The sequence below is a fragment of the Nocardia sp. CA-136227 genome, assembly GCF_050955695.1.
GTDB lineage: Bacteria > Actinomycetota > Actinomycetes > Mycobacteriales > Mycobacteriaceae > Nocardia.
On sequence record NZ_CP192081.1, the window covers coordinates 2900935 to 2925957 of the forward strand.

The 25023-nt window shown below is 68.0% G+C and carries 28 protein-coding genes; 14 read left to right on the forward strand and 14 right to left on the reverse strand.

Translation table 11 applies throughout. The features are described 5' to 3' along the window. Positions 1-12 precede the first annotated feature (12 nt). On the reverse strand, positions 13-975 hold the full coding sequence (locus ACQP06_RS13175; RefSeq protein WP_433672476.1) for an MHYT domain-containing protein: 963 nt from the start codon (positions 973-975) through the stop codon (positions 13-15). A 352-nt stretch (positions 976-1327) separates the two neighbouring features. On the opposite strand from ACQP06_RS13175, the gene ACQP06_RS13180 reads away from it, so the two are divergent. Both ACQP06_RS13180 and ACQP06_RS13185 read left to right on the forward strand, forming a co-directional pair. Further along, entirely contained in the window at positions 1328-2194 is an 867-nt protein-coding gene (locus ACQP06_RS13180) for an alpha/beta fold hydrolase (RefSeq protein ID WP_433672477.1), read from the forward strand. Positions 2195-2305: 111 nt separating this feature from the next. After that, positions 2306-2659 (forward strand): VOC family protein, encoded by a 354-nt coding sequence (locus ACQP06_RS13185; protein WP_379096961.1) that lies wholly within the window; start codon positions 2306-2308, stop codon positions 2657-2659. A gap of 92 nt (positions 2660-2751) precedes the next feature. On the opposite strand, the gene ACQP06_RS13190 is transcribed toward ACQP06_RS13185, so the two are convergent. Next, the gene (locus tag ACQP06_RS13190; protein WP_433672478.1) at positions 2752-3609 is read right to left on the reverse strand and encodes a DeoR/GlpR family DNA-binding transcription regulator; all 858 of its coding nucleotides are present in this window, start codon (positions 3607-3609) and stop codon (positions 2752-2754) included. A gap of 152 nt (positions 3610-3761) precedes the next feature. Between ACQP06_RS13190 and tal the strand changes: the two genes are divergently transcribed. The 4 genes from tal to gnd are packed head-to-tail and all read left to right on the forward strand — an operon-like array spanning position 3762 to position 8518. Then, a complete protein-coding gene (gene tal / locus ACQP06_RS13195; protein WP_433672479.1) occupies positions 3762-4877 on the forward strand; it encodes a transaldolase in 1116 nt (371 codons plus the stop codon). Next, positions 4874-6487 (forward strand): glucose-6-phosphate isomerase, encoded by a 1614-nt coding sequence (pgi, locus tag ACQP06_RS13200; protein ID WP_433672480.1) that lies wholly within the window; start codon positions 4874-4876, stop codon positions 6485-6487. The genes tal and pgi overlap by 4 nt, the downstream gene beginning before the upstream one ends. Further along, complete coding sequence (fgd, locus tag ACQP06_RS13205; protein WP_433672481.1) at positions 6484-7488, forward strand: glucose-6-phosphate dehydrogenase (coenzyme-F420); 1005 nt, start codon at positions 6484-6486, stop codon at positions 7486-7488. The genes pgi and fgd overlap by 4 nt, the downstream gene beginning before the upstream one ends. Before the next feature lie 34 nt (positions 7489-7522). Further along, positions 7523-8518, forward strand: a complete 996-nt coding sequence (gene gnd, locus ACQP06_RS13210; protein ID WP_433672482.1) for a phosphogluconate dehydrogenase (NAD(+)-dependent, decarboxylating) — start codon at positions 7523-7525, stop codon at positions 8516-8518. A gap of 451 nt (positions 8519-8969) precedes the next feature. Here gnd and ACQP06_RS13215 read toward each other — a convergent pair whose 3' ends face one another. From ACQP06_RS13215 to ACQP06_RS13225, 3 genes are all read right to left on the reverse strand, one after another. Then, positions 8970-9380, reverse strand: coding sequence for a hypothetical protein (locus ACQP06_RS13215; RefSeq protein WP_433672483.1), 411 nt, complete (start codon positions 9378-9380; stop codon positions 8970-8972). Positions 9381-9445: 65 nt separating this feature from the next. Beyond that, the gene (locus tag ACQP06_RS13220; protein ID WP_433672484.1) at positions 9446-9865 is read right to left on the reverse strand and encodes a VOC family protein; all 420 of its coding nucleotides are present in this window, start codon (positions 9863-9865) and stop codon (positions 9446-9448) included. Positions 9866-9909: 44 nt separating this feature from the next. Beyond that, a complete protein-coding gene (locus ACQP06_RS13225; RefSeq protein WP_433672485.1) occupies positions 9910-10119 on the reverse strand; it encodes a hypothetical protein in 210 nt (69 codons plus the stop codon). A gap of 159 nt (positions 10120-10278) precedes the next feature. On the opposite strand from ACQP06_RS13225, the gene ACQP06_RS13230 reads away from it, so the two are divergent. Beyond that, positions 10279-10773, forward strand: coding sequence for a hypothetical protein (locus ACQP06_RS13230; protein WP_433672486.1), 495 nt, complete (start codon positions 10279-10281; stop codon positions 10771-10773). A 449-nt stretch (positions 10774-11222) separates the two neighbouring features. Here ACQP06_RS13230 and ACQP06_RS13235 read toward each other — a convergent pair whose 3' ends face one another. Both ACQP06_RS13235 and ACQP06_RS13240 read right to left on the reverse strand, forming a co-directional pair. Beyond that, complete coding sequence (locus ACQP06_RS13235) at positions 11223-12128, reverse strand: intradiol ring-cleavage dioxygenase (protein ID WP_433673310.1); 906 nt, start codon at positions 12126-12128, stop codon at positions 11223-11225. 209 nt (positions 12129-12337) lie between these two features. Continuing rightward, positions 12338-12913: a chorismate mutase gene (locus ACQP06_RS13240; RefSeq protein ID WP_433672487.1), complete on the reverse strand. Its 576-nt coding sequence runs from the start codon at positions 12911-12913 to the stop codon at positions 12338-12340. A 138-nt stretch (positions 12914-13051) separates the two neighbouring features. On the opposite strand from ACQP06_RS13240, the gene pip reads away from it, so the two are divergent. Next, positions 13052-14014 carry a prolyl aminopeptidase gene (gene pip, locus ACQP06_RS13245; RefSeq protein WP_433672488.1) on the forward strand — a complete coding sequence of 321 codons (963 nt, stop codon included), beginning with the start codon at positions 13052-13054 and terminating at the stop codon, positions 14012-14014. On the opposite strand, the gene ACQP06_RS13250 is transcribed toward pip, so the two are convergent. The 4 genes from ACQP06_RS13250 to ppgK form a co-directional block, all read right to left on the reverse strand. Then, on the reverse strand, positions 14011-14610 hold the full coding sequence (locus ACQP06_RS13250; RefSeq protein WP_433672489.1) for a LemA family protein: 600 nt from the start codon (positions 14608-14610) through the stop codon (positions 14011-14013). The two genes, pip and ACQP06_RS13250, sit on opposite strands and share 4 nt — an antisense overlap. Further along, positions 14607-15521 carry a DUF3137 domain-containing protein gene (locus tag ACQP06_RS13255; RefSeq protein WP_433672490.1) on the reverse strand — a complete coding sequence of 305 codons (915 nt, stop codon included), beginning with the start codon at positions 15519-15521 and terminating at the stop codon, positions 14607-14609. Before ACQP06_RS13255 ends, ACQP06_RS13250 begins: the two co-directional genes overlap by 4 nt. Before the next feature lie 49 nt (positions 15522-15570). Continuing rightward, positions 15571-17016, reverse strand: coding sequence for an RNA polymerase sigma factor (locus ACQP06_RS13260; protein WP_433672491.1), 1446 nt, complete (start codon positions 17014-17016; stop codon positions 15571-15573). Positions 17017-17170: 154 nt separating this feature from the next. Further along, positions 17171-17929: a polyphosphate--glucose phosphotransferase gene (gene ppgK / locus ACQP06_RS13265; protein WP_433672492.1), complete on the reverse strand. Its 759-nt coding sequence runs from the start codon at positions 17927-17929 to the stop codon at positions 17171-17173. 85 nt (positions 17930-18014) lie between these two features. Between ppgK and ACQP06_RS13270 the strand changes: the two genes are divergently transcribed. After that, positions 18015-18956, forward strand: coding sequence for an inositol monophosphatase family protein (locus ACQP06_RS13270; RefSeq protein ID WP_433672493.1), 942 nt, complete (start codon positions 18015-18017; stop codon positions 18954-18956). A gap of 154 nt (positions 18957-19110) precedes the next feature. Here the strand turns inward: ACQP06_RS13270 and cei are convergent, their stop codons facing one another. Beyond that, positions 19111-19788: an envelope integrity protein Cei gene (cei, locus tag ACQP06_RS13275; RefSeq protein WP_379280592.1), complete on the reverse strand. Its 678-nt coding sequence runs from the start codon at positions 19786-19788 to the stop codon at positions 19111-19113. Between the two features lie 457 nt (positions 19789-20245). On the opposite strand from cei, the gene ACQP06_RS13280 reads away from it, so the two are divergent. Beyond that, positions 20246-20548, forward strand: a complete 303-nt coding sequence (locus tag ACQP06_RS13280; protein ID WP_040859007.1) for a DUF4193 domain-containing protein — start codon at positions 20246-20248, stop codon at positions 20546-20548. A gap of 103 nt (positions 20549-20651) precedes the next feature. Here the strand turns inward: ACQP06_RS13280 and ACQP06_RS13285 are convergent, their stop codons facing one another. Continuing rightward, complete coding sequence (locus ACQP06_RS13285) at positions 20652-21167, reverse strand: DUF3093 domain-containing protein (RefSeq protein WP_433672494.1); 516 nt, start codon at positions 21165-21167, stop codon at positions 20652-20654. 52 nt (positions 21168-21219) lie between these two features. Here ACQP06_RS13285 and dut point away from each other — a divergent pair, with 52 nt between their 5' ends. Further along, positions 21220-21717, forward strand: a complete 498-nt coding sequence (dut, locus tag ACQP06_RS13290; RefSeq protein WP_433672495.1) for a dUTP diphosphatase — start codon at positions 21220-21222, stop codon at positions 21715-21717. Between the two features lie 5 nt (positions 21718-21722). Beyond that, complete coding sequence (locus tag ACQP06_RS13295; RefSeq protein WP_433673311.1) at positions 21723-22571, forward strand: DUF3710 domain-containing protein; 849 nt, start codon at positions 21723-21725, stop codon at positions 22569-22571. A gap of 212 nt (positions 22572-22783) precedes the next feature. Here ACQP06_RS13295 and ACQP06_RS13300 read toward each other — a convergent pair whose 3' ends face one another. Next, positions 22784-23500 carry an alpha/beta fold hydrolase gene (locus ACQP06_RS13300; protein WP_433672496.1) on the reverse strand — a complete coding sequence of 239 codons (717 nt, stop codon included), beginning with the start codon at positions 23498-23500 and terminating at the stop codon, positions 22784-22786. Between the two features lie 165 nt (positions 23501-23665). Between ACQP06_RS13300 and ACQP06_RS13305 the strand changes: the two genes are divergently transcribed. Together ACQP06_RS13305 and ACQP06_RS13310 are read left to right on the forward strand one after the other, a co-directional pair. After that, positions 23666-24058, forward strand: a complete 393-nt coding sequence (locus tag ACQP06_RS13305; protein WP_379280631.1) for an OB-fold nucleic acid binding domain-containing protein — start codon at positions 23666-23668, stop codon at positions 24056-24058. A 245-nt stretch (positions 24059-24303) separates the two neighbouring features. Next, positions 24304-24909 (forward strand): DUF3159 domain-containing protein, encoded by a 606-nt coding sequence (locus tag ACQP06_RS13310; RefSeq protein WP_433673312.1) that lies wholly within the window; start codon positions 24304-24306, stop codon positions 24907-24909. Positions 24910-25023: the final 114 nt, after the last annotated feature.

A 25023-nucleotide genomic window follows, 5' to 3' on the forward strand; every position in this document is an offset into this window, starting at 1 on the left:
CGGCCGGGCGGCTCAGCCCGCGCGGTAGCGGTCCGAAGGCCAGTCGCCGGGGACGGCCAGCTCGTGGCGGCCGGGCGCCTGATAGTCGGCGGCGGGCGGATACAGTCCCGCCGTCCGGTAGTCGTGCGGGACGGGTTCGTCCTGGCCCGAACCGCGCGCGGCGGCGGGCGAGTTGGCCTGCAACGACCAGCCGGGCCGGTGTTCCGGGGCGGGCCGGCTTTCCGGCATGGGCCGCGCGGGACCGGGCATCATCGACCGCTCGTCCACCTCGGTGAGCCCGACGTGGATGAGCAGCACCAGCGTCACCATGCTGACGCTGATCATCAGCGGGGCGAGCAGCTCCATCGCGCCCGCGCCGTGCGGGGTCTGGGCGTTGTCCATGTGGTGCGCGTTCATCGACGCCATGCCGGTGTAGTGCATGCCGCACACCGCGACACCCATGATCAGGGCCGCGCCGATGGTCGCCCAGATGCCGGTGATGACCACCGTGAACCACAGCGCGACGGTCGCCGCGACCACCGCGATCACCATGGACAGGGTGACGATCCAGACGTCGTAGCCGATCATGGCGTCCGAGTGCATGGCGTACATGCCCGAATAGTGCATCGCGCCGACGCCCAGGCCGGTGACCGCGCCGCCCGCGAACAGCGAGTAGCGGCCGAACGGCTCGCGCGCCACCACGAACAGCCCGGCCCAGACGACCAGGATCGAGATCACGGCGCTGAGCAGAGTGAGCGGTACGTCGTAGCGGATCACGGCGCCGCGAATGGTGAAGCCGAGCATCGCGATGAAGTGCATGACCCAGATGCCGGTGCCGCCGATGGCGATCGCCGCCGAGATGAGCCAGCCGCCACGTCCGTCCCCCGACCGGGCACGCGCCGTACACCGCAGACCGAGCAGCGATCCGGTGACAGACATGATGTAGGCCAGGACGGGGGTGATCCATCCATAGCTGAAGTGGTGAATTTCCAGCACTCGAACTCCATTGCCAGAACAGGGGTTTCGCAATCGCAGACGCGACGGGGGCACACTACCGGGCATGATTCGCTTTGGGAAATTGAAAGGGAATGTTTCATCTTAATTAATTCCGGCTGGGATGGTTCCGACTGAACAGCAACCTGCTGGTAGCCGGAATGTCATGTCCCCGTGGGACTTTGGCTGGTGCGACCGGTTCGATTCATGTGTCATGCGCATGACGACTGGGCCGATCCTGTGGCGTAGTTATCATTCGGCAGCATTGTCGGCGAACGGCTTTCACGGCGACGCCGGATCCTGTCGCGTAGCGTGCCGATCAGGTAACCCTTCGTTCACGGCCCGGGGGCGGCGCATGACCACGCGACTCACGACATTCACCAATGACGGACTCACCTTCGACGTCGTCGACGAGGGTCCGCTCGACGGCATCCCGATCGTGTTGCTGCACGGGTTTCCACAGACCGCCGCCCAGTGGGCGCGACTGACACCACACCTGCACGAGCGCGGCTATCGCACCATCGCGCCGACGCAGCGCGGTTATTCGCCTCGCGCCCGGCCGCGCGGCCGTTCCCCCTACCGGGTCAGCGCCCTGGTATCCGACATCGCGGCGCTGATCACGACGCTCGGTACCGGGCCGGTCCATCTGGTCGGGCACGACTGGGGTTCCACGGTGGCCTGGTCCACGGCCGCCACCCATCCGCATCTGGTGCGCACACTCACCTCGGTGTCGGTCGCGCATCCGATGGCGTTCATGCGGTCGATGGTGAGCAGCACCCAGTTCTTCCGCACCTTCTATATGGTGCTGTTCCAGCTGCCGTGGCTGCCCGAGGCCGTGATCACCGGACTCTTCCGGGCCCTCGACGCGCCCGGCAATCCGGAGCGCCGGGTGCGCGCGCTGGCCGTGTCCGGCATGGGCGAGGACCAATTCGACCGGCTCGCCCGCGATGTCATCGCCGCCGGGGCGCTGCCGTACGCCCTCAACTGGTATCGCGCCATGCTCATCGTCGACCCGCGTGAGACGACGCGGAAGATCACCACCCCCACCACGCACGTCTCCAGCACGCGGGATCCGTTCATCGCCACCAAGTCCGCCGCCCTCACCCCCGACTACATGGCGGCTCCTTTCATCCACGAGATCCTCGACGCCACCCATTGGATCCCCGAGGAACGCCCCGCCGAACTCGCGGCCCTCATCGCCGCGCGCGCCGCCACCGCCTGAACCGGCCGCCCCCGCACGCGTGTCGCTGTCCGAGCCCGGTGGCGCGCAACGGCCATCATGAGGGGGACCGTGCCGGGTGCGCACCCGGCCGGAACCGATCAGGAGGCTGTTGTGAGCGACCACGAAGTGAAGATGATCATCCTGTCCACCGATGACCTGGACGAGTCGATCAGCTTCTACACCGAAACCCTGGGCATGCCGTTGAAGTTCCGCGACGGCGCGCACTTCGCGGCGATCGACGGCGGGCCCATCACGCTGGCGCTGGCCACCGCCGTCGACCACCCGATCCACGGGCAGGTGGTCGTGGGCATCAAGACCGCGGACGTCGACGCCGCCGCGAAGGCGATCGAAGCCAGTGGCGGCGGCATCGTGACCGCGCCCTACAACGACGCGCACGAACGCCGCGCGGTCGTCTACGACAACAAGGGCAACGGTCTGGTCTTCTACAGTCCGCTGCCGAAGTGACCGACCGGCGCGTCACGGTCGAGGCGGTCGTCGACCACGGGTACCGCGTGCTGGCCGACGACGGCACCGACTCCGCCGACCGGCGCGCCGAACTACTCCGCCGCCTCGCCTGACTCACGCGCGGTCTTGCCGCGTGAGGCCAGGGAGGCCGCCGCCGCGACGGTCGGCCAGGGCTTGGGTCGGGGCGGTTTGGTGACGTCGGCCCGAATCAGGTGGTCGCCATAGGGTTTCGCGGCCTCCTCGTCGAGGCCGTGATCGGTGATGAGGGTGTGGATCTCGTCGAGCCCGGCGACCCGCGCCAGGGCACGGTGGCCGAACTTCGAACTGTCGACGACCACGGCGGTGGAGCGCGCGGTCGCGATCATCGCCCGCTTGACCGGGACCTCGAGGGTGTTCGTATTGGTGATCCCGGCGTCCACGTCCACCGCGTCCGCGCCGAGGAACGCCCAGTCCGCCGCGTAATCGCGCAGGAATTCGACCGTGCGGTCACCGGCGAGGGTGTAGACCGAGCCGAGCAGTTCACCGCCCGCGACGAGTAGCCGGAAGCGTTGCAGGCCCGCGATGTACTCGGCGATGCGCAGGTCGTTGGTGATGACGGTGAGACTTTCGCGGCGGCTCAACGCGACCGCGACCTCGTAGGTGGTCGAGCCGCTGTCGAGGATCACCGTGTCGCCGTCGGCGACCAGGCCCGCGGCCACCCGCGCGATGGCCGACTTCTCCTGCAGCCGTGTGTTTCTCTTCGCCGAATACGGCAGATCCGAGGTGACGCCGGGGATGGGCCGCGCGCCGCCGTGGGTGCGCTGGATCTGGCCGTCGCGTTCGAGTGCTTCCAGGTCACGGCGGATGGTCGAGGTGTCCACTCCGAGCTCGCGGGCGAATTCCTTCGCCTCGACGTAGCCGTCGATGGTCAGCCTGTCGAGGATCCGACGCCGGCGGGTGCTGGAGAGCAACGGACCTCCTGAAGGGTTGTCGAGCCATCGTCGCCGTCTCGGATGGTACGCGATCCTGCGCGAAACATTGACAGCGATCGGCCTCGGTTGCATGATTTCGTGCAACATCTGCTCGAAAACGAGCAATCGCAGAATGTGTCAGAGGTATTCGTATGAGTGATCCGTTGCAGCTCCTCGCCCGAGAAGGCGTCTCCCTCTGGCTGGACGACCTGAGCCGCGGCCGGATCGAATCCGGTGGACTGGCCGAATGGGTCGATCGAGGCATCACCGGCGTGACCACCAACCCGGCGATCTTCGAGGCCGCCCTGCGCGGGTCCGAGCAGTACCGCACACAGCTGCGTGAATTCGCGCAACTCGGTATGGGCACCGCGGACGCCGCGCGCATCCTCACCAGCTGGGACGTGCGGGCCGCCTGCGACGTGCTGCGGCCGGTGCACACCGCGACCGACGGGCTCGACGGCTACGTGTCCCTCGAAGTCGATCCGGCCTGGGCGCACGACACCGAGCGCACGGTGAGCGAAGCGATCCTGCTGTCCTGGCTGGTCGACCGGCCCAATCTGATGATCAAGGTTCCGGCCACGCCCGCCGGACTGCCCGCGATCACCGCCATCCTGGGGCGCGGGATCAGCGTCAACGTGACGCTCATCTTCTCGCTCGGGCGGTATCGGGATGTGCTCGACGCCTTCCAGGCCGGGCTGGAGCTGGCGCGCGAGAACGGGCACGACATCGCCCGGATCGCCTCTGTCGCTTCGTTCTTCATCTCGCGCGTGGATTCCGAGGTCGATGCCCGGCTCGACGCGCTGGGCAGCGATGCGGCGAGTGCGGTGCGTGGCCGTGCCGCCATCGCGAACGCGGTGCTCGCCTACGAGGCGTTCGAGCAGACCCTGCGCGGCGAGCGCTGGGCGGCGCTGGCCGCGGCGGGCGCGCGGCCGCAACGGCCGTTGTGGGCGTCGACCGGGGTGAAGGATCCCGCCTACGACGACACCCGGTACGTGGTGGATCTGGTCGCGCCCGGGACCGTGAACACCGTGCCCGAGCCGACTCTCGCGGCGGTCATCGATCACGGCAAGGTGGCCGGCGACCAGGTCACCGGCCGCTACGACGACGCGCACCGGGTGTTCGGGGAACTCGACGCGCTCGGCATCGACATGAACGACATCTCCGCCAAACTGGAGCGGGAGGGCATCGCCAAGTTCCAGCAGGCGTGGCGTGAGCTGATCGCCGGGGTCGAATCGGCGCTGGCCGACCGGGCCGCGGTGCGGGGATGACCGGCTCCCCGGCGTGGGCGCGGCTGGCCGCGCACCACGAAGAGCTTGCGGGGGAGCGGATCTCGGAGCTGTTCGGGCGGACGCCCGATCGGGGTCCGGCGATGACCGTCGAGCACGACGGGATCGTGCTGGACTATTCGAAGAATCTGGTCACCGGTGAAACCATCGACCTGCTGGTCGAACTCGCCGCCGAACGTGGTCTGGCCGCGGGCGTCGAGGCGATGTTCACCGGTGCGCCGATCAATGTCACCGAACAGCGCGCGGTGCTGCACACGGCGCTGCGTGCGCCCGCGGACTCGGTGGTGGAGGTCGACGGCGTCGATGTCGTGCCCGCCGTGCAGCGCACCCTCGAGCGGATGGCGGGTTTCGCGCAGGCCGTTCGGTCGGGGGAGTGGCGTGGGGCGACGGGCGAGCCCATTCAGGCCGTGGTCAATATCGGGATCGGAGGCTCGGATCTCGGACCGGCGATGGCGTGCCTCGCGTTGCGCGAATACGGCACGGGCACACTGGAATCGCGATTCGTCTCCAATGTGGACGGGCATGATCTGACCCGGACGCTGCACGATCTCGACCCGGCGACGACGCTGTTCGTGGTGGCGTCGAAGACGTTCACCACCGTCGAGACCCTCGCCAATGCGCGGGCCGCCCGGGAGTGGCTGATCGACGCGCTCGACGATCCTGCCGCTGTGGCAAAGCATTTCGTCGCGGTGTCGGTGAACGCTGCCGAGGTATCGTCCTTCGGCATCGATCCAGCCAACATGTTCGAGTTCTGGGATTGGGTCGGCGGCCGCTACTCGCTGAGCTCGGCGATCGGCCTGTCGGTGATGATCGCGATCGGCGCCGAACAGTTCCGGTCGTTCCTCGCGGGCGCGCATTCGATGGACGTCCACTTCCGCACCGCGCCACCGCATCGCAACCTGCCGGTCCTGCTCGGGCTGCTCGGGATCTGGTATCGCAACTTCTGGGACGCCCAGACGCACGCGGTGCTGCCCTACGATCAGCGGCTCGCGCGGCTGCCCGCGTATCTGCAGCAGCTCGAGATGGAGAGCAACGGCAAGTCGGCCGATCGTGACGGGAATCCGGTCGGTGTCGGCACCGCGCCGATCGTCTGGGGCGAGCCCGGCACCAATGGCCAGCACGCATTCTTCCAGCTGCTGCATCAGGGAACCGTCACGGTCCCTTGCGATTTCATCGGCGTCCTCACCGCCGCGCATGATCTCACCGGGCATCACGACCTGTTGATGGCGAACCTGTTCGCCCAGTCGCAGGCGCTGGCCTTCGGACGTAGCAGCGACGACGCGGGGGAGCACCGCGCGTTTCCCGGCAACCGGCCGAGCAGCACCCTCCTGCTGGATGAGCTGACCCCGTACTCGCTGGGCGCGCTCGTCGCCCTGTACGAGCACAAGGTGTTCACGCAGGGATGGATCTGGAACATCAACTCGTTCGACCAGTGGGGCGTCGAACTCGGAAAGATCCTCGCGACACGAATTTTCGACGATATCGAGTCCGGTTGTGAACTGTCACATGACAGTTCGACCAATGCCCTCATCGAACGTTACCGCCGCCTGCGCAAGGCGGCCGATCACCCTGAGAAAGCGGTACAGCGATGACCCTGAAGATCGGCTACAAGGCCTCCGCCGAGCAGTTCGGCCCCCGTGACCTCGTCGAATACGCCGTGCGCGCCGAGGAATTGGGCCTCGACAGCGTGGTCGTGTCCGACCACTTCCTGCCCTGGCGGCACAATGGCGGGCACGCGCCGTTCGCCTTGTCGTGGATGTCGGCCGTCACCGAGCGCACCAGCCGCGTCCAGATCGGCACCAGCGTCCTCACCCCGACGTTCCGCTACAACCCGGCCGTGATCGCCCAGGCTTTCGCGACCATGTCGCTGCTGTCCAGCGGTCGCGTCATGCTGGGTGTCGGCACCGGTGAGGCGCTCAACGAGATCGCCGTCTCCGGCCGGGAATGGCCGGAATTCAAGGAACGCTTCGCCCGCCTGCGCGAAGCCGTCACCCTGATGCGCAAGCTCTGGACCGAATCCGACGTGTCATTCGAGGGCGAGCACTTCACCACCGTGAAGGCCAATATCTACGACCGCCCCGAGCAGCCGGTCCCCGTGTACATCGCCGCGGGCGGCCCGGTCGTCGCCAAGTACGCGGGCCGCGCCGGTGACGGCTTCATCTGCACCTCCGGCAAGGGCATGGAGCTCTACAACGACAAGCTCATGCCCGCCGTCGCCGAGGGCGCGGCCGCCGCCCAGCGTGACCCCTCGACCATCGACAAGATGATCGAGATCAAACTCTCCTACGACCGCGATCCCGAACTGGCCCTGGCCAATACGCGTTTCTGGGCGCCGCTGTCGCTGACCCCCGAGCAGAAGCACAGCGTCGACTCCGCCGTCGAAATGGAAGCCCTCGCCGACCAGCTCCCCATCGAGCAGGTCGCCAAGCGCTGGATCGTCGCCTCCGATCCGGACGAGGCGATCGCCGGCATCAAGCCGTACCTCGACGCGGGCCTCAACCACCTCGTCTTCCACGGCCCCGGTCACGACCAGGAACGCTTCCTCACCCAGTTCGCCACCGACCTCCTCCCGCGCCTGCGCGAACTCGGCTGAGCCACAACCGATCTCCGCCTCGAAGGATCTCCTCATGCATATCGGAATGGTCGGCGCGGGCCGGATGGGCACCGGCCTGGCCCGCCGGCTGGTCCGCGCGGGCCACACCTGCACGGTCTACGACCCCAACCCGGCCGCCGTCGCCACCCTGACCGCCGACGGCATCCCCGCCGCCGCCTCCCTCCCGGAACTGGTGGCGGCCCTGCCGAAACCCTGCGCGGTCTGGATCATGGTCCCCGCCGACCTGACCGGCACGGTCGTCGACGAACTGACGCCGCTGCTCACCGCGGGCGATGTCGTCATCGACGGCGGCAACTCCTTCTTCCGCGACGCCGTCACTCGCTCCCATGCCTTGTCCGAGCACGGTATTCACTACCTCGACGTGGGCACCAGCGGCGGCACCTCCGGCCTCGACCGCGGCTTCTGCCTCATGATCGGCGGCCCTGCCGAAGCAGTCGAACGCCTCGACCCGATCTTCCGCACTCTGGCCCCCGGCATCGACGCCGCTCCACGCACTCCCGGCCGTGACGGTGTCGCTGCCCCCGCCGAACAGGGCTACCTCCACTGCGGCCCGTCCGGCGCGGGCCACTTCGCGAAGATGATCCACAACGGCATCGAATACGGCCAGATGGCAGCCCTGGCCGAGGGCATGTCCATCCTCCGCGCCGCCGGAACCGGCACAGCCGAACCCCATTCCGGCGTCGACCCCACCTACGACTTCGACGTCCCCGCCCTCCTGGAACTCTGGCGCCGAGGCAGCGTCATCACCTCCTGGCTCCTCGACCTCACCGCCATCGCCCTCCACACCGACCCCGACCTCACCGAATTCACCGGCCACGTCCCCGACTCCGGCGAAGGCCGCTGGACCGCCCGAACCGCCATCGACCTGGCCGTCCCCGCCCCGGTCCTCACCACCGCCCTCTACTCCCGCTTCGCCTCCCGCGACGGCGGTTCTTACGCCAACAAGTCCCTGTCCGCCATGCGAAAAGCCTTCGGCGGCCATACCGAACAGCGCGCATTCGCCGAATGACACGGTGATTCATTCGATCCGAAGGAGGCGGTCGAGATGGCCGGACGCCCGATGCCGGCCGCGGAATGCGACCGGCTCTGGGAAGCCTGGACCCCCACCCAAGCCGCCTCGCGACTGTCGAGCGCCCCACCCTGCTGGTACGTCGCGGCCGGGTGGGCATTGGACCTGTTCGTCGGCGGCCTGGGTCGCACGCACTCCGACCTCGAAATCGGCGTTCCCCGTGACCGATTCGGCGAAATCGCGGCCGCTCTCCCCGGCTACCGTGCACTCCCCGCGATGGAAGGTGTCCGGCGATCGCGGTTGTCCGACTGGCTGTCACGGGTACACCCCGGCCACCCCTGGCTAGCGGAACTCGGATAACCAACGGCAAGCAGGGACACGGGGCCGTGCCGCCTCGTACGGTATGGCCTGATCCCGAGGAATGGCGCCAGGAACCCATGGGTACGAGTCGTCAGAGGTGCAGGGCCACCTGACCGGAATCGGTCTTCCAGTACTTCCGGTTCAGCTGGGCTTTGCCGGTGCCCTCGGTGTACGGCACGAGTATGGGCAGGCCATTGGTCGGCTTCAGCGTCGCGGACCAGGTCTCGACCCGGCCCGAGCATTGCAGGGTGATTCCCGGCGGGGAGCTGGCCAGCTGGATCGTGCCACTGCCGCTGGTCCCCATCTGCGCGGAAACGTCGAGATACCCGATTCCACCGTCGCACATATAGGTTCCGGTGGCGTTCAAGCCATTGGGCGTCGAAGTCACCACGGAATTCAGCGTGATGAACTCGTCCTCTTGGGCGGCGCTCGCTGGGCCCGACCCCAGCAGCGTCATCGCGGCCCCCGCGACCGCGACCACCGCACACCTCGTACCGAACATCGCTCGACCTCCTGAAACATCAACTGCCACGGGAAGAATCGCTCTAGATGGTAACCAGTCGCGGCTCAGGCCACGCAGAATTCGTTGCCCTCGGGGTCGGTCATCGTCACCCATGTGAACGGCCCCTGCCGTCCCTCGTGCAGCACTTTCGCGCCCATCCCGATCAGCCGTTCGACCTCCGTCGCCCGCTTCTCCTCCCCGACCCGAATATCCAGATGCAGCCGGTTCTTCACTGTCTTCGCCTCGGGCACAAGCTGAAACAACACTCGTGGCCGGTCCGGATGGCGGATCGCGCCACCGATCGTCCACACGAGCTTTCCCCGATGAGTGGTCGTGTCCGCCTCGGTCGCATGCCCCTGCTCGACCATGCTCCGAATGAACCCCTCGTCCTGCGGCTCGACCTCCCAGCCGAGCGCCTCGGCCCACCAGTCGGCCTGTGTATGCGGATCGGAACAGTCCACGACAACCTGAAACTCGTATCCCATATGCGGCACCCTAACCGCGCACCCCGACAGCGAGCGTCACCTGCTCAACGCGGGTAACCGATGTCGCCGATGTCGCTGTCGAGATCGGCCAGTTCGACCTCAGGGTTGAGTCGGGCCACGATATCCGGCGTCAGCGGTCGCAGCGCATAAACATGCTCCACCTCCGAAAGACTGACGGCGGTTTCGTAGTAGTCCTCAGCCCATCGCTGATATGCCTGCGGAGTCCCTTCGAGCAGCAGTACCGGGATTCCCATTCCGGGCTGAGGATCGCATCCAGCATCGCCATCGCCCGGCAACGGTCACGAAGCACCTGAATCTCGGGCAGCCGCCGCATCATCTCGCTCACCCGACCATCCAAACGCACCCCTACGACATACCCGCCTCGCTGCCTCGCGGGCTACGCTGCAACTGAAATGGCGCGCAGCGAGAACGAAGGACCGAGACAGGTCGAACTCATCGGCCCCTACGCCGGCGTATTCGCCTACGCCACAGGCGTCGTCCTGACGCTGATCGGCCCGATCCTCGGCCTGACCGGTAACGGATTCGCCGACGGCCTCTGCGTCGGCGTCTTCACTTTCCCGATCGGCCTGCTCCTGCTCGCCAGCGCGTACGAATGGCGCCGAGCGGAACGCCGATTCCAAGCGATCGGTGTCCACGGGACCGGAGAAGTACTCTCCGTCAACGAGATTCACCCCGGTGGCGAAAACCCGGACACGGCCGACCTGACGATCCGCATCACCGGCCTGACCTTCGCCCCTTTCACCGCGGAGTGCACCCTCGGCAACCACTCCGGCCTGACCCCGGGTCACACCTTCAACCTCATGGTCGACCCCACCGACAACTCCTTCGCGATCGGCTTCGACCACCTCTTTCCCCGCAGCGACAAGGAAACTCCACCGAAGGAGTGAGTCATTCGCTTCGTCGCAAATGGCTCGACCGGGATGGGTTCGGCTGCGTACGGTGCCAGCATGTGCATCTACCCGAGCCGGACACATCGTGTGTGCCTGCACTGCCGGGCTTCCTACAAGGGCTCGATCGGCGCGGGGCCGGGTTGGTGTGTGCGGTGCGCCGGCGAGCTGATCGATGCGGGGCCGCACCTCGAAGTGCCCAGAAGGGGCGATACCGCTGGGTGGCGAGCACTTGCCGCTGTGCTGGAATCCGGTTTGACGTTCTATGGCGGTTGCTGCGGCACCGGTCCCGGATACCGGCCGCGTACTCCGCGGGAGGTTCGGGAGCGGCTGTTGTTCGCCGAACGCGCGGGTATCCCGATCGCCGACGCATTGGCCACCGCAGACACCGCTATCGCGCCGCGTGCGCGATAGCGGTGAGTCGTCGAACTATTGGAGGTTGTCCGCGTTCAGGGGTGAGGCGGCGGACCGCCCATACCGGAATTCGGCGGGTTACCGCCGGGGCCCCGCCCGCCCTGCTGTCCGGGGTTATTGCCCGGCGGCTGCCCGGAACCACTGCCGGACTGGACATTCTGCGACTTCGCGGCAACGCCGACCGTGAGGGAGACCTTCAAACCTGCGGCGGGAGTGCCTGTCACCGTGGCGAGTTCGGCGTCCCAGCCGTCGCCGAAGACATTGTCCGACGACAGCGATACACCGCTCATATTCGAGATGCTGCGCGAGTAGCCGGCATCGTAGGCGTAGACCGAGGTACAGACATCCTGCGGAAGCGCGATCTGTGAAGTGAGACGGACGTTCTCGCCCGCGACCGCGCTGGTCAGCGAGTCGTAGACCTCGAAGTGGATGTGCGGCCAGCGGCCCGAGTAACAGGCGGGGAAGATCGAGGTGAAGGTGACGGTGCCGTTCGCGTCGGCCACCTGCACACCGCGCAGATAGTTCTGATCGGTGACTCCACTGCTGTACAGCGAGTAATTGCCGTCGCGGTCGCAGTGCCAGACGTACACGGCCATGCCCGTACCGGCCGCCCCGTTCTTGGTCAGGTCCTTCAGATTCAGCGTGAGCGTCATCGGAACACCCTTGGCCACACCGGAATACGATCCGAAACTGGTCGTGATATCCGAACGCACCACCCCCGACTCGATCAGCACATTCGGCCCGTTCGATCCGTCACCCGGATAGGGCCCCGCGGTCTCCTGCGGCGCGGCGGCCGTCGTACCGGACCCGCTCGCCGCCGACGTGGTGGCGCTCGTCGCCGACGCGTCCGACCCGGAGCTTCGCGAGCATCCGGCCGCCACCGCCGCGACACCCGCAGCCCCGGCCGCCCACAACGCGCGTCGCCGATTCATCACCCGCATATCGTGCGCCAGCCCGAGATCGTGCTCATGCCGCTCGTGGCCACCGCCGGAATGCTGTTCCACCGCACACCTCTTTCGTCGTCCTCACTGTTCGATTCCGAACCGTATGGCGACCCGCGCCGCCTCGACCTCGGGTGAAGCTGTGAAGTAGCCGAGAACGGCCGTGGCCCTCGGATCGGGTGCGTGACCGCCCCGGCCGGAACCGACGATCAGCCGTCGCACAATGGCGTCGACGCCCGCACCAACGCCGCAGCATGCAACGCGTCGAGCCGCTTGCTCCCGGCGACGGCGACCACTCCCGCCGCGACCCGCGCTGGACAATCTGCCGCAGCCAATTCCATTCGTTCAGAAGCTAATTCGGCGAGTATCGCGGTATTCAGCCCATCGATCACCGGCCGCACACCCGCGAGATCCGTCCCCGGCGCCCCAGGCACCGCCAGCCCATACCGCCACTCCGTCACAAACCCGCGCTGCACAATCTTGTTGGCCTCGATCTGCCCCTGAAAGACCGCCCGCACCAAACCCCCGGGCAGCCCTCGCTCCGCCCCCGCCTGAGCCATCGCGTCATAAATCGCCGCCTCCCGCCCCGGATCATCGATTACCGGCTCACCTCCATCCCGAACCGCGGCCTCCCATTTGATCGCCGCGACGGTATCCGCGGTAGCGAGCCGCTCCGCCAGCAACCCCACCAGCCGCTCCGCGCTCCCGGGATCCGCAGCGGCCACACCGCCCTGCCCCGCCAACAGAACTATCGCCGCTGCAGCCGCAATCGCCAGATTCCTCATAGCCCCGGTGCTTCCCACGCGCCCACGCTACCCGGGCAGCAAGTAGCACCTGGTCGATGACAGCGTCGGCGTGGTGAGTCGTGGTCCGCGATAGCTCGAGCTCGGGTCTTTCGTCGGCTAGCCTCGGCAACCGTGCCGATGTCTTTTCCCCCGATCGACCCGTACGCCGACGGACTGCTCGAGGTCGGCGATGGAAACCGGGTGTACTGGTGTGCCAGCGGGAACCCGGCGGGTCGGCCGGTGCTGGTGGTGCACGGCGGGCCGGGCAGCGGGAGCAGCCCGGGACCGCGGAAATCGTTCGACCCGAACATCTTTCGGATCGTGCAGTTCGATCAGCGCGGTTGCGGACGGAGCACCCCGAGCGCGGCCGACCCGAGCACCGATATGGCGGTGAACACCACAGAACACCTGATCTCCGACATGGAGCGGCTGCGCACCCACCTCGGCATCGACCGCTGGCTGCTCTACGGCGGGTCCTGGGGTTCGACGCTCGTCCTCGCCTATGCCGAGCGATACCCGGAGCGGGTCACCGGGATCGTGCTGATCGGCGTCACCAGCACCACGCGCCGCGAGATCGACTGGCTGTACCGCGATCTCGCGCGGCTGCTGCCCGCCGAATGGGAGCGATTCCGGGCCGTGGTGCCCGGCGACGGTGACCCGGTCGAGGGCTACCGTCAGCTGCTGGAAGACCCGGACCCGGAGCTGCGCCGCCGCGCCGCGATCGAGTGGTGCCGCTGGGAGGACGCGGTGATCGCCCACGAATCCCTGGGCAGCCCAGGGCAGTACAGCGCCAAGCCGGACGACGCCATGCTCGCCTTCGTCCGGATCTGCACGCACTACTTCGCGCACGCGGCATGGCTCGACGAAGGCGTGCTGCTGCGCGAGGCCTGGCGGCTGGCCGGGATCCCCGGCGAACTGATCCACGGCCGCCTCGACCTCAGCGCCCCGATCGAAACAGCGTGGGAACTCGCGAAAGTCTGGCCGGACGCCCGCCTACACATCATCGACGACTCCGGCCACACCGGGAGCCCCGCCATGGGCGAGGCACTCGCCCACGCCATCTCCCGCTTCGCGCAGCCCGATGCCGATCGGATCGGTTAGGTCCTGAACAGCCGGTCCACTGGGATCGCGGCTCGGGCTTCGGGCGTGCTGATCTCGAAGTACTGCTCGGGTGAGACATGGTGCAGTGAAGCCACCATAGCGGCGGGGATGGACTGGACTTTCGTGTTCAGGGCGCGGACATTCGCGTTGTAGAGCCGCCTGGCGGCGGCGATTCGGTCCTCGACGTCACTCAGTTCCCGCTGCAATGCCACGTAGTTTTGGATGGCTCCCAGGTCGGGATACTGCTCGGCGAGAGCCGACAGTTGCGACAGGGCTGCGGTCAGGGTGTTCTCGGCTGTTGCGACTCTGTCGATGCCGGCGCCGACTTGACCCGGGTCGCCGGCGAGTGAGCGCGCATGGTTGCGCGCTGTTGTCACGGCCTCCAGAGTTCCACGCTCGAATGCGGCGGCGCGCTCGACCGTTGCCACCAGATTCGGCACCAGGTCGTGGCGCCGCTGCAATTCGACATCGACCTGCTTCCATGATTCCGCGATCAGGTTTCGCAGCCGAACGAAATCGTTGTACACCGCGAAATACCACAGGACCGCGACCAGCGCGATGGCGGCAGCCGCGATGACGATGACAGTGGGGCTCATGCGTGGGTCCTTTGCGCGGGTGTTCCGTAGTCGTTCCACACGAATCGTGGGATGCCGTCGGCGATTACACGCATCGCCTCGAATACGCCACCGATCTCGTGCGGCCGATTGCCGAGGGTGGTGATGCCGACGAGAAGGTCTCCGACGATCTCGAACTTGGTCAGGGTCACCGCACCGCCATGCTGCCCGGCGAGGTCGACCAGCTTGCCGATCGTCCGTGGCGTCAGGACCGCGTGGGCGAACGCCGGGTTCGAGGAATACACCGAGAACTGATCATTGAAGTCCGCCGACTCGAACTCCACCCGATCGCCGATGCTGCCGTCCAACGTCACTCCAACCGTCAGTCTCGGCAAAGCCGCGGGAAGCGTGATGCTGAAGACGTTTCGATAGTGGGTGCTGACATTGATCCGGTTGTTGTGCAGCCAGGTCAGATGGAAGAAGCTCGCCGGATAGCCGCCGACCGTGCCCTGCATCGTGTCGCGGACCCGAAACCGTCGTGCCCGGCCGATAGTGAACGGCGGGAAATCCCAGGCGGGCACCGGCCAGTCGCTCACCCGGCGATAGACGAACCCGTTCTCCTCGGCCCACCCCGCGGTCCACCGCTTACGCAGCGATTTCACGATGATCCCCGAGGGCACGAACGCCAGCAGCGGTGTGGCGGGCAGCAATACCCACGAGAACGGACGACCGTGATCGTGCCACCACCGATACTGCGCGAACACCAAGACAGCAAAAGTCATCAGCGACAACGCATTCAGCACGCGCGGTCGAGACCAGAACAACCCGCTGCCACCGCTCGATGGGCGACCGGTCGTGTCGCTCATGATTCCCCCTACCCCAAGCACTCCTGGATAGGGACAGCCTCGGCGATCGAGTCGGGCCCAGGCAAATTGTTTCCGCGCGTCGGACATGAGAAAGGGCTGCCGAGCAGCAGCTCAGCAGCCCTTTCTCAGGACTGGACTAGTCCAGGTAGTCGCGCAGGACCTGCGAGCGGCTGGGGTGGCGCAGCTTCGACATGGTCTTGGACTCGATCTGGCGGATGCGTTCGCGGGTGACGCCGTAGACCTGGCCGATTTCGTCCAGGGTTCGGGGCTGACCGTCGGTCAGGCCGAAGCGGAGGCGGACGACGCCGGCTTCACGCTCGGAGAGCGTTTCGAGGACCGACTGGAGCTGGTCCTGGAGGAGCGTGAAGGAGACCGCGTCGACGGCGACGACAGCTTCGGAGTCTTCGATGAAGTCACCGAGCTGGGAGTCGCCCTCGTCGCCGATGGTCTGGTCCAGGGAGATCGGCTCACGCGCGTACTGCTGGATTTCCAGCACCTTCTCCGGCGTGATGTCCATTTCCTTGGCGAGCTCTTCCGGGGTGGGCTCGCGGCCCAGGTCCTGGAGGAGTTCGCGCTGGATGCGGCCGAGCTTGTTGATGACCTCGACCATGTGCACCGGGATGCGGATGGTGCGGGCCTGGTCGGCCATGGCGCGGGTGATGGCCTGCCGGATCCACCAGGTGGCGTACGTCGAGAACTTGTAGCCCTTGGTGTAGTCGAACTTCTCGACCGCGCGGATCAGACCCAGGTTGCCTTCCTGGATGAGGTCCAGGAACGCCATGCCGCGGCCGGTGTAGCGCTTGGCCAGCGAGACCACGAGGCGGAGGTTGGCCTCCAGCAGGTGGTTCTTGGCGCGGTTGCCGTCACGCATGATCCACTGCAGGTCGCGGCGCGACTGCACGGGCAGCTTCTCGCCCTTGTCGGCGAACTCGCGCAGCTTCTCCGTGGCGTAGAGGCCGGCCTCGATGCGCTTGGCGAGCTCGACCTCCTCCTCGGCGTTGAGCAGCGCGACCTTACCGATCTGCTTCAGGTAGGCGCGGACCGAGTCGGCGGAAGCGGTGAGCTCGGCGTCCTTGCGGGCCTGGCGCAGCGCCTCGGATTCCTCTTCGTCCCAGACGAAGTCACCCGACGCCTTGTCCTTGGCGGACGGCTCGTCGGCTTCCTCGGAGTCGTCGGCCTCGGCGGTGGTGGCGGCAGCGGCGGGCGCGGCGGCCTCACCCTCCTCCTCGCCGTCCTCCTCGTCGACGATCTCCTCGTCCTCGAGCTCGTCCTCGTCGAGCTCGATGTCACCCAGGTCGTCGAGTTCCAACGACTCGTCGTCGATGGCCTCGTCGCCCTCGCCACCCTCGGCACCGGGCTCGGCCGCCTTCTTCGGCGACGCCTTCTTGGCAGCCGTCTTCTTGGCGGTCGCCTTCGTGGCCTTCTTGGCCGCGGTCTTCTTGGCCGCGACCTTCTTCGCAGCGGCCTTCTTGGCCGGAGCCTTCTTGGCGGCGGCCTTCTTGACCGCGGGTGCTGCGGTGGTGTCTGCTGAGTCGGCGGCTGCTGCCGAATCGGCGGTGTCCTGGGTATTCGTGGCTACCACGTACGCCCTTTCGTGACGGTCTCGTGCGGCGTCACGCCAGAGTGATCATCCGGCGGAGCGGTTCTGTCGGGGGGATAAGCCGGCTCTCGTGCCGGTGTCGGTTTCCGGCTCACCGCCGGGCATGCGTTCCATTGTAACGATCGAACCAGCTTACTTACGGTGCGATACCGGCTGACACCGCCATGGCGGCTCCGACGATGCCCGCGGTATTGCGTAGAGCGGCCGGCACCACGGGGGTTCTGTTGGTGAGCAACGGAATCCATTCCTGGTAATCGCGGCTGATGCCGCCACCGGCGACGAACACGTTCGGCCAGAACAGGTTCTCCAGGGTGACCAGCACCTTGGACACCTCCACCGCCCACTCCGGGTAGGTCATGCCGACCCGATCCTTGACCGACGCGGCCGCCCGATGCTCGGCCTCCCTGCCGTCCACCTCGATGTGCCCGAGCTCGCTGTTGGGCATGAGCACACCGTTGTACATGACCGCCGAACCGATCCCGGTGCCGAAGGTGAGCAGCATGACCAGACCGCTGAGATCCTTTGCCGCTCCGTAGCGGTCCTCGGCCATGCCCGCGGCGTCCGCGTCGTTGAGCACCGTCACACCGCGGCCGCCGAGCGCCACCGAGAACAGGTGCCGGGCGTCGATGCCGACCCAGGTCTTGTCGATATTGGCGGCCGTGCGCACCTGGCCGTGCAGCACCACGCTGGGCATGGTGATGCCGACCGGGCCCTCCCAGCCGGCCTGCGCGACCAGCTTGGCCACCGCCTCGGCGACCGCGTTCGGAGTGGCCGGGTGCGGCGTCGCGATCTTGATCCGCTCGTAGAGCAGCTCACCGGTCGCGAGATCGACCTCGGCGCCCTTCACACCGCTGCCACCGATATCGATGCCGAACGCGTGTCCGGGATCGGACATGGACCACACCTCGTTCTCTCCCTCGACCTGCACCTTGTGTCGTGCACGACAAGCCTAATGCGCGCGATGCCGGATCTGTGCTGCGATGGAGCTCGTGCCGGAATCGAATTTCACTTCCATCGCCCCCGCCGACGCCACGAACACCGACACTTCAGACATAGCCGAACTGCGCCGGGTCGCGGTGCATCTCGCCGAGACCGCCGCCGCCCACGTGCGCGAGCGCCGCCCGCAGGTCTTCGGGCCGGGCGCGCACACCACCGACGCCGTGCAGTCCAAGTCCACCCCCACCGACCCAGTCACCATCGTCGACACCGAGACCGAACAGCTGGTCCGCAAGCTGGTCGCCGACCTGCGCCCCGGCGACCGGGTGGTCGGCGAGGAGGACGGCGGCACCATCGCCGACGACCCGGACCTGGTGCACTGGGTGGTCGACCCCATCGACGGCACCGTCAACTTCGTCTACGGCATCCCGTCCTACTCGGTGTCGGTGGCCGCGGTGCGCGGCGGCCGACCGGTCGCGGGCGCGGTCGCCGACGTCGCGCACGCCGTCACCTACAGCGCCGGGCTGGGCCTGGGCGCGCACCGCGCCGACTCCAGCCCCGACGGCACCGCCCCCGGCGGCGACCCGGTTGCGTTGCGCGCCAATCCGGTCGACGCCACGTCCATGGCGCTGGTGGCCACCGGGTTCGCCTACGCCACCGAGCGCCGCACCCGCCAGGGTGAGCTGATCGGCAAGGTGCTGCCGCACATTCGCGACCTCCGCCGCTTCGGTTCGGCCGCCCTGGACCTGTGCGCGGTGGCCGAGGGCCGCACCGACGCCTACTTCGAGCACGGCCTGAACCTGTGGGACTGGGCCGCGGGCGCGCTGATCGCCACCGAGGCGGGCGCGCGGCTGATCCTGCCGCCGGAGCTCGACTCGCCGGGCGCGGCAGGCGATTTGGTGTCTGCGGCGGCGCCCGGCATCGCTGACGAACTGTTCGGCCTGTTCGAACGGTTCGATGTCACCACCCCTATCCCGATTCCCTGACAGCGGGCTGGACGGCCGATCGCCGCGACCCAGGAGGTCGCGGCGATCGATTCGTCCCGGGGCATCGGGCCCCGGGGCATCTATTCGACTGTGACGGCACGAGTTTCGCGGACGGGCGCGAACGGTCAGAGCCGCGCCGTCGCGAAAGAGATTCTCAACACTTCGCGTGGCGCGCGGCGTCGAGCAGTTTCGGGTCCACCGCGGGCGCGGTGCCCGGCGTCGGGTTCTTCAGCGCCCGCAGCACCTCTTCGGCGTCGGTACTGGGCCGGATGTCGCGGAACAGCGAGCCCAGCACCATGTCCACGGTCTCGTCCTGGCGCTGATCCTCGATCAGCTCGGCGCACGGCACCACCAGCTGGACCGCGGCCGCGGCGGGCCGGCCCTTCACGCCGAAGCGGATCTGCCCGGTGCACTCCAGGTCGCCGTTCACGTAGACCGGGTCATTGCCGATCTGCACGTCCGGGGCGCTGGCGAAACCGAGATCGCCCAGCTGGGAGGCCACATGCGCGGCCTGGCCGCGCTGTCCGTTGGCGTTGAACACCCGCACCTTGGAGGCGGCGAGCGCGGCGGGCTGGACATCGCGCAGCCGCGAGTTGCCGACCCGTTCGCCGAGCGGCGCGGGCTTGGCCGCGGAGGTGCTCGAAGCCGGGCTGGGGGAGTTGCAGGCCATCGCGCCCTGGTCACCCTCGCTCGTCGTCAGCGCTTTGAACCACACGACGACGCAGATCAGGGCGATGACGCCGACCATGGCGGCCCAGGGCTCCCAGCGTCGGCGAATGAAGTTCCGCCCGCTCGGATCGGTCGCTTTACCTTGGGTGATCAGTGAAACCACGCCCACACTCTACGAAAACGTCGGGAATGTCGTGTGAACGGCTGCGGCAAGTCGGGCACCGGTGTGGCGCGCGGGGTGTCGCGGAGGTGGAGGGGAGGTCTCGAGGCGGTGCGGAAGATCTCGGACAGTTCCCTCGGCGGTGACGATTGCCCCTCAGTTTCAACTCGCGCGGGTTTTGATTGCGACTTTGGTCCCGGGGTCCGCTATTGTCTGGCGGCCCCGATCGTACAACCCAGGTGAATCTGGGGTTCGATTTCGGGAACAACAAGGGCATGTCCTGCGTTGACCGAGCGCGATCCGGTGCGGATGAGGAACTATCCGGCCCGGATCTGTGACCGGTGTACGCGTGACGTACACCACGGGCGGGGCGGTACCACGGCCCGATCAGGCTCCGGCAGGAGGCTGTCGGACAGGTGCCGGTCCGGGATATACGGAGTGAGGACGAGGGGAAGACGACATGGCAACCGACTATGACGCACCGCGGCGCAATGAATCCGACGACGTTTCGGAGGACTCGCTGGAGGAGCTGAAGGCTCGCCGCAACGAAGCCGCGTCCGCCGTCGTGGATATCGACGAATCCGATACCGCGGAGTCGTTCGAGCTTCCCGGCGCGGACCTTTCCGAGGAAGTGCTCTCGGTCCGGGTCATCCCGAAGCAGGCGGACGAATTCACGTGTTCGAGCTGCTTCCTGGTGCACCACCGCAGCCGTCTGGCCAGCGAGGCCGGCGGTCAGCTGATCTGCATGGACTGCGCCGCCTAAGGCTCGGTCCCTCAGAGCGTGTCCGGCCAGCCCGCGCTCGGTTCGCCGAGCGCGGGCCGGGCCGGATCGCGCAGTACTTCTCAGGAAATGTGATCGAAGGGGATCAGGCCGATTCGGCCGCGTTCTCCAGGCCGAGCGCTGCGATCACCCGTTCCGGATGACGCGTACTGACCAGCCAGTACGGCGTCGGATCCTCGGGATCGTCGAGGACGAGCAACACCATGGGCCCGATCCAGGCCCGATGCTGGACGAAGGCGGCGGGGTCGAGTTGTCGGCCCAACGCCGCACTCTTCGCGCTGGTCGGAACCGGCGCCGCCCGCTTGACGAAGGTCGCGGGCAGATGCGCGCGGCCCGTGCGCAGTTCCGGCACGCCATCCGCGTCCGGGGCCACTTCCAGGCGATGGCGCGAGAACCACAGCAGCACCCACGCCGCGACGGGGAACAACAGCACGTAGGGCAGCCAGGCCCGCACTCCCGGTGCGCCCATGTGGATTTCGGCTGCCAGCAGCCCGGTCACGACGAGCGCGGCCGGCCACCACCACAGCGGCACCCAGAGGCGCTCGGTGTAGAGGGGCTTGGTCTGCGGCTGAGGTTTCACCTGAGGGGGCTGGTCGGACACGACCTCAGACTAGGTCAATGGCTGAGCGGTCGAACGCGTAGGCTCGGCGCACGTGACCGGTATTCCACCTATTCCCCTGCTGCGGCTCGATCCCGGCATCCCCGTACCGACGCGTGCTCACGAGGGCGACGCGGGCGTGGACCTGTGCACCACCGAGGACGTCATCATCGAACCGGGGGAGCGGGTGCTGGTCGGTACCGGCATCGCGGTGGCCCTACCGATCGGCACGGTGGGGCTGATCCATCCGCGCTCCGGGCTGGCGGCCAAGGCGGGCCTGTCGGTCGTCAACACCCCCGGCACGGTCGACGCGGGTTACCGCGGCGAGATCAAGGTGTGCCTGATCAACCATGATCCGCGCACCGCGATCGAGCTCCGGCGGGGTGATCGCGTCGCACAATTGTTGGTGCAGAAGGTCGAATTGGTGGACTTCGTCGAGGTGGACGAGCTCGACGACACCGCGCGCGGCGCGGGAGGATACGGATCCAGCGGTGGGCATGCCAGCCTCGCGCAGTCCGGTGGGGCGGGTCAGGCGACCGGCAAGGAGGCATGACGATGGTGTTCGGACGCAAGAAGAGCAAGGGCGGCGACAGAGACGACGCGCCGCAGTACGACGACGAGTACACCGAGTACGACGAGTACGAGGACGAGTACGACGAAACCGCCGACGCGGCAGACGAATACGACGACGAGCCAGCGCCCGCGCGCGGCCCCGAGATCGGCCCGTACGACTACGAGGACGTCGCCGACCGGCTGGAGGCCATCGCCGAACAGCGCCTGGACCTGGGCTCGGTCATCGTGCCGGTGCCGCCGGGCGGGCAGCTGCAGGTCGAGATGACCCCCGACGGCACCCCGCAGGCGGTGCACCTGGCCACCCAGCACGGCCGCATCACGGTCGCGGCCTACGCCGCGCCCAAGTCGGCGGGCCAATGGCGTTCGGTGGCAGCCGATCTGGCGGAGACGCTGCGCAAGGACGGCGCGCAGGTGTCGGTGGTGCAGGGTCCGTGGGGGCGGGAGCTGCACGCCATCACCCAGGGCGCGGATCTGCGGTTCATCGGCGTGGACGGTCACCGCTGGATGGTTCGCCTCGTCGCCGCCGGTCCGACCGGCTCGGCGGATGAGAACACGCCGCTGGTCGCGGCCGCTCGCGCGGTCATGAGCGAGACCGTGGTCCGCCGCGGCGACGAGCCGCTACCGGTCCGCGAACCCCTCCCCGTGGTCCTACCCCAGGAGCTGGCCGACCAGTTGGCCGCTGCCCACCAGCAGCAGCTGGCGGCGCAGCAGCAGGCCATGCAGGCCCAGATGGACGCCATGCAGGGCGGCCCGGCCTTCCAGCCGGAGCAGGCCCCGACCGAGCCGCGCCGCGGCGCGGAGGGCTCGGCCATGCAGCAGCTGGGCCTGAACTGACCGAGCGGTAGAGGCCGTTCACCGAGCCGGCCGGGTCGCGACCACCGACCCGGATTCGGCTCTGACACACGACGAAACGGGGCACCGCCACACGGGCGGTGCCCCGTTTCGCTGTCGGCTGAATCGGTGTCCGCTCACCGGACAGCCGGGCCTCGGATCCGACGATCGTCGTCGGCTGGGCCGGAGTTCTGCTGCGGTGGGCCGGAATTCGGTCAGGGGGTGGTGACGCGGCGAGGAAAGAGGGCATTGATGCCACGGGTACCCAGAATCGAGGGGTCCGAACCCAACTCGTCGAGGGTGATCCGGTGCAGCGTGGCGTGGGGGAGGTGCGCGGCCCACTGCTCGGCCACCGCCAGCGGGTGCACCGGATCGTCGACGGCGGCGATGATCTCGACGGGCGCGCCGACCCGGCTGAGCAGCGCGGGTTCGGGCCAGGCGTAGGCGGCCGCCTCTTCCAGCGCGGACGGCAGTTCCGGCCACTGGGAGGTCCAGGAGCGGGTCAGGGCGTCGGCCAGCCAGGCGGGGCTGGACGCGCGCATCCGGTCGATGACGGCGTCGAGGCCGTCGGCGCGTAGCTGGGCGGCGGTGGTGGCGGCGGACAGGGCCGCGGGGCAGCCGGTGGTGTCGGCGCCGGTCCAGGCGGGCAGGGCGGCGACGACGCCGAAGACCGCGTCGGGGTGCTCGGCCGCCCAGTCCACAGCGACGGCCGCGCCCAGTGAGATCCCGGTGACCAGGACGGGTCCGGAGCGGGCGGCGGCGTCGAGCGCGGCCCGGTAGCTCTCGATCACGGCGCGTGGGTCCGGGTCGACCGCCAGGAACGGCAGATCCAATGCGGCGCAGGCGGATCCGAAGGCGCGGCGGGCGAAGTGGGCGTCGGAGCCGGTTCCTGGGAGGGCGACGGCGACCGCCGGACGGGGAAGATCGGGCACCGGCCGACTGTAGCGGGGACGGGCGCGCGTGGCGGGTGCAGCCCGTCCCATCTACAGTGGCGGAGGTACGGCCACGAGCGGCCGGGTGGCAAACCGCCGGCCGACGTGGAAGGAACGAACGACGTGAGAACCACGCCGTCCGAGCTCTACAGGAGAGCGTGCGAGATGCCATCCTCGGGTGGGAAGGACACCCCGTCGGGCTATTTCCGGCGGCTCGGCCGCCGACTGACGGAGGACCTGGATCGTTTGGATGCCGAGGAGCTCGCCGAGACGTCGGAGGCGTCGGGCGCGTCCCGGGCATCGGAATGCCGGCGTGGTGAGGAAGTCACCATGGTCGGCCGGCTCCGCAGTGTGGAGGCCTGTCCCAAGGCCGGCGGGGCGGAAGTGGCGGCCGAGTTCTTCGACGGCACCGACAGTGTGGCGCTGGTGTTCATCGGCAGGCGTCGTATCCCGGGAATCGAACCGGGCCGTCGTATTCTGGTTCGCGGCCGCGTCGGTGAACGCGATGGCGGCAAGGTCATCTACAACCCCTACTACGAACTGCGCGGGAATTCCTGACACTCATGCCGAACCCCACCAGCAGCGGCGACGAGGGCCGCGGCCCCGCCGAGCCCTATGGCTCGCCCGCCTTCGATCCGCCCACGGTCCAGCTCAACGCGGTACCGGAGGCCGGTGAGACCCCCTGGCGGCTGGACAACGCGCTGCTGGACGACGACATGCAGGCGCTGGTCGACGCCGAACGCGCGGCCGACCAGGACCACGAGGGCGCCGAGGACGGCCCCGAGCCCACCCTGCTCGAGCAGATGGGCGGCCTGTCGGGCCTGATCTACTCCTCGCTGCCGGTGCTGGTGTTCGTGCCGGTGAATTCGCTGCGCGGCCTGACCACCGCGATCTGGGCGTCGCTGGCGGTGGCCGCGGCGATCCTGGTGTGGCGCTTGGTGCGTCGCGGTCCGATCCAGCCCGCAATCTCCGGTTTCCTGGGGGTGGGCGTGTGCGCGTTCATCGCCTACCGGATGGGTGAGGCGAAGGGCTTCTTCCTGTTCGGCATCTACGCGAGCCTGGTGTACGGCGGGGCGTTCCTGCTGTCTCTGGTGGTGCGCTGGCCGCTGGCGGGCGTGATCTGGGGCGCCCTGAACGGGCACGGCACCGGGTGGCGTTCGGACAAGCGCGCCATGCGGCTCTACGACATCGCGACCGCGGTGTGGGCGCTGGTGTTCGTGGCCCGGTACCTGGTGCAGAACCACCTGTACGCGGCCAACAGCACCGGTCTGCTGGCGGTGGCGCGTATCGGTATGGGGTGGCCGTTGACCGCGGTGGCGGCGCTGGTGACCTTCTGGGCGGTCCGCAAGGCCGGACATCTGCCCTCTGCGACGGCGAAAACGGCCGGGACCTCGGACTCCGCCGTCTAGCTCAATCGTCCATTTCGGGCACTTATCGCGCTAAATCCGCGTCGCGCAACACCTTCGGGGCCGTTGGGGGACGGAAGGGGGTGACCAACCCACCCCTGGGGTACCTATTTCGGC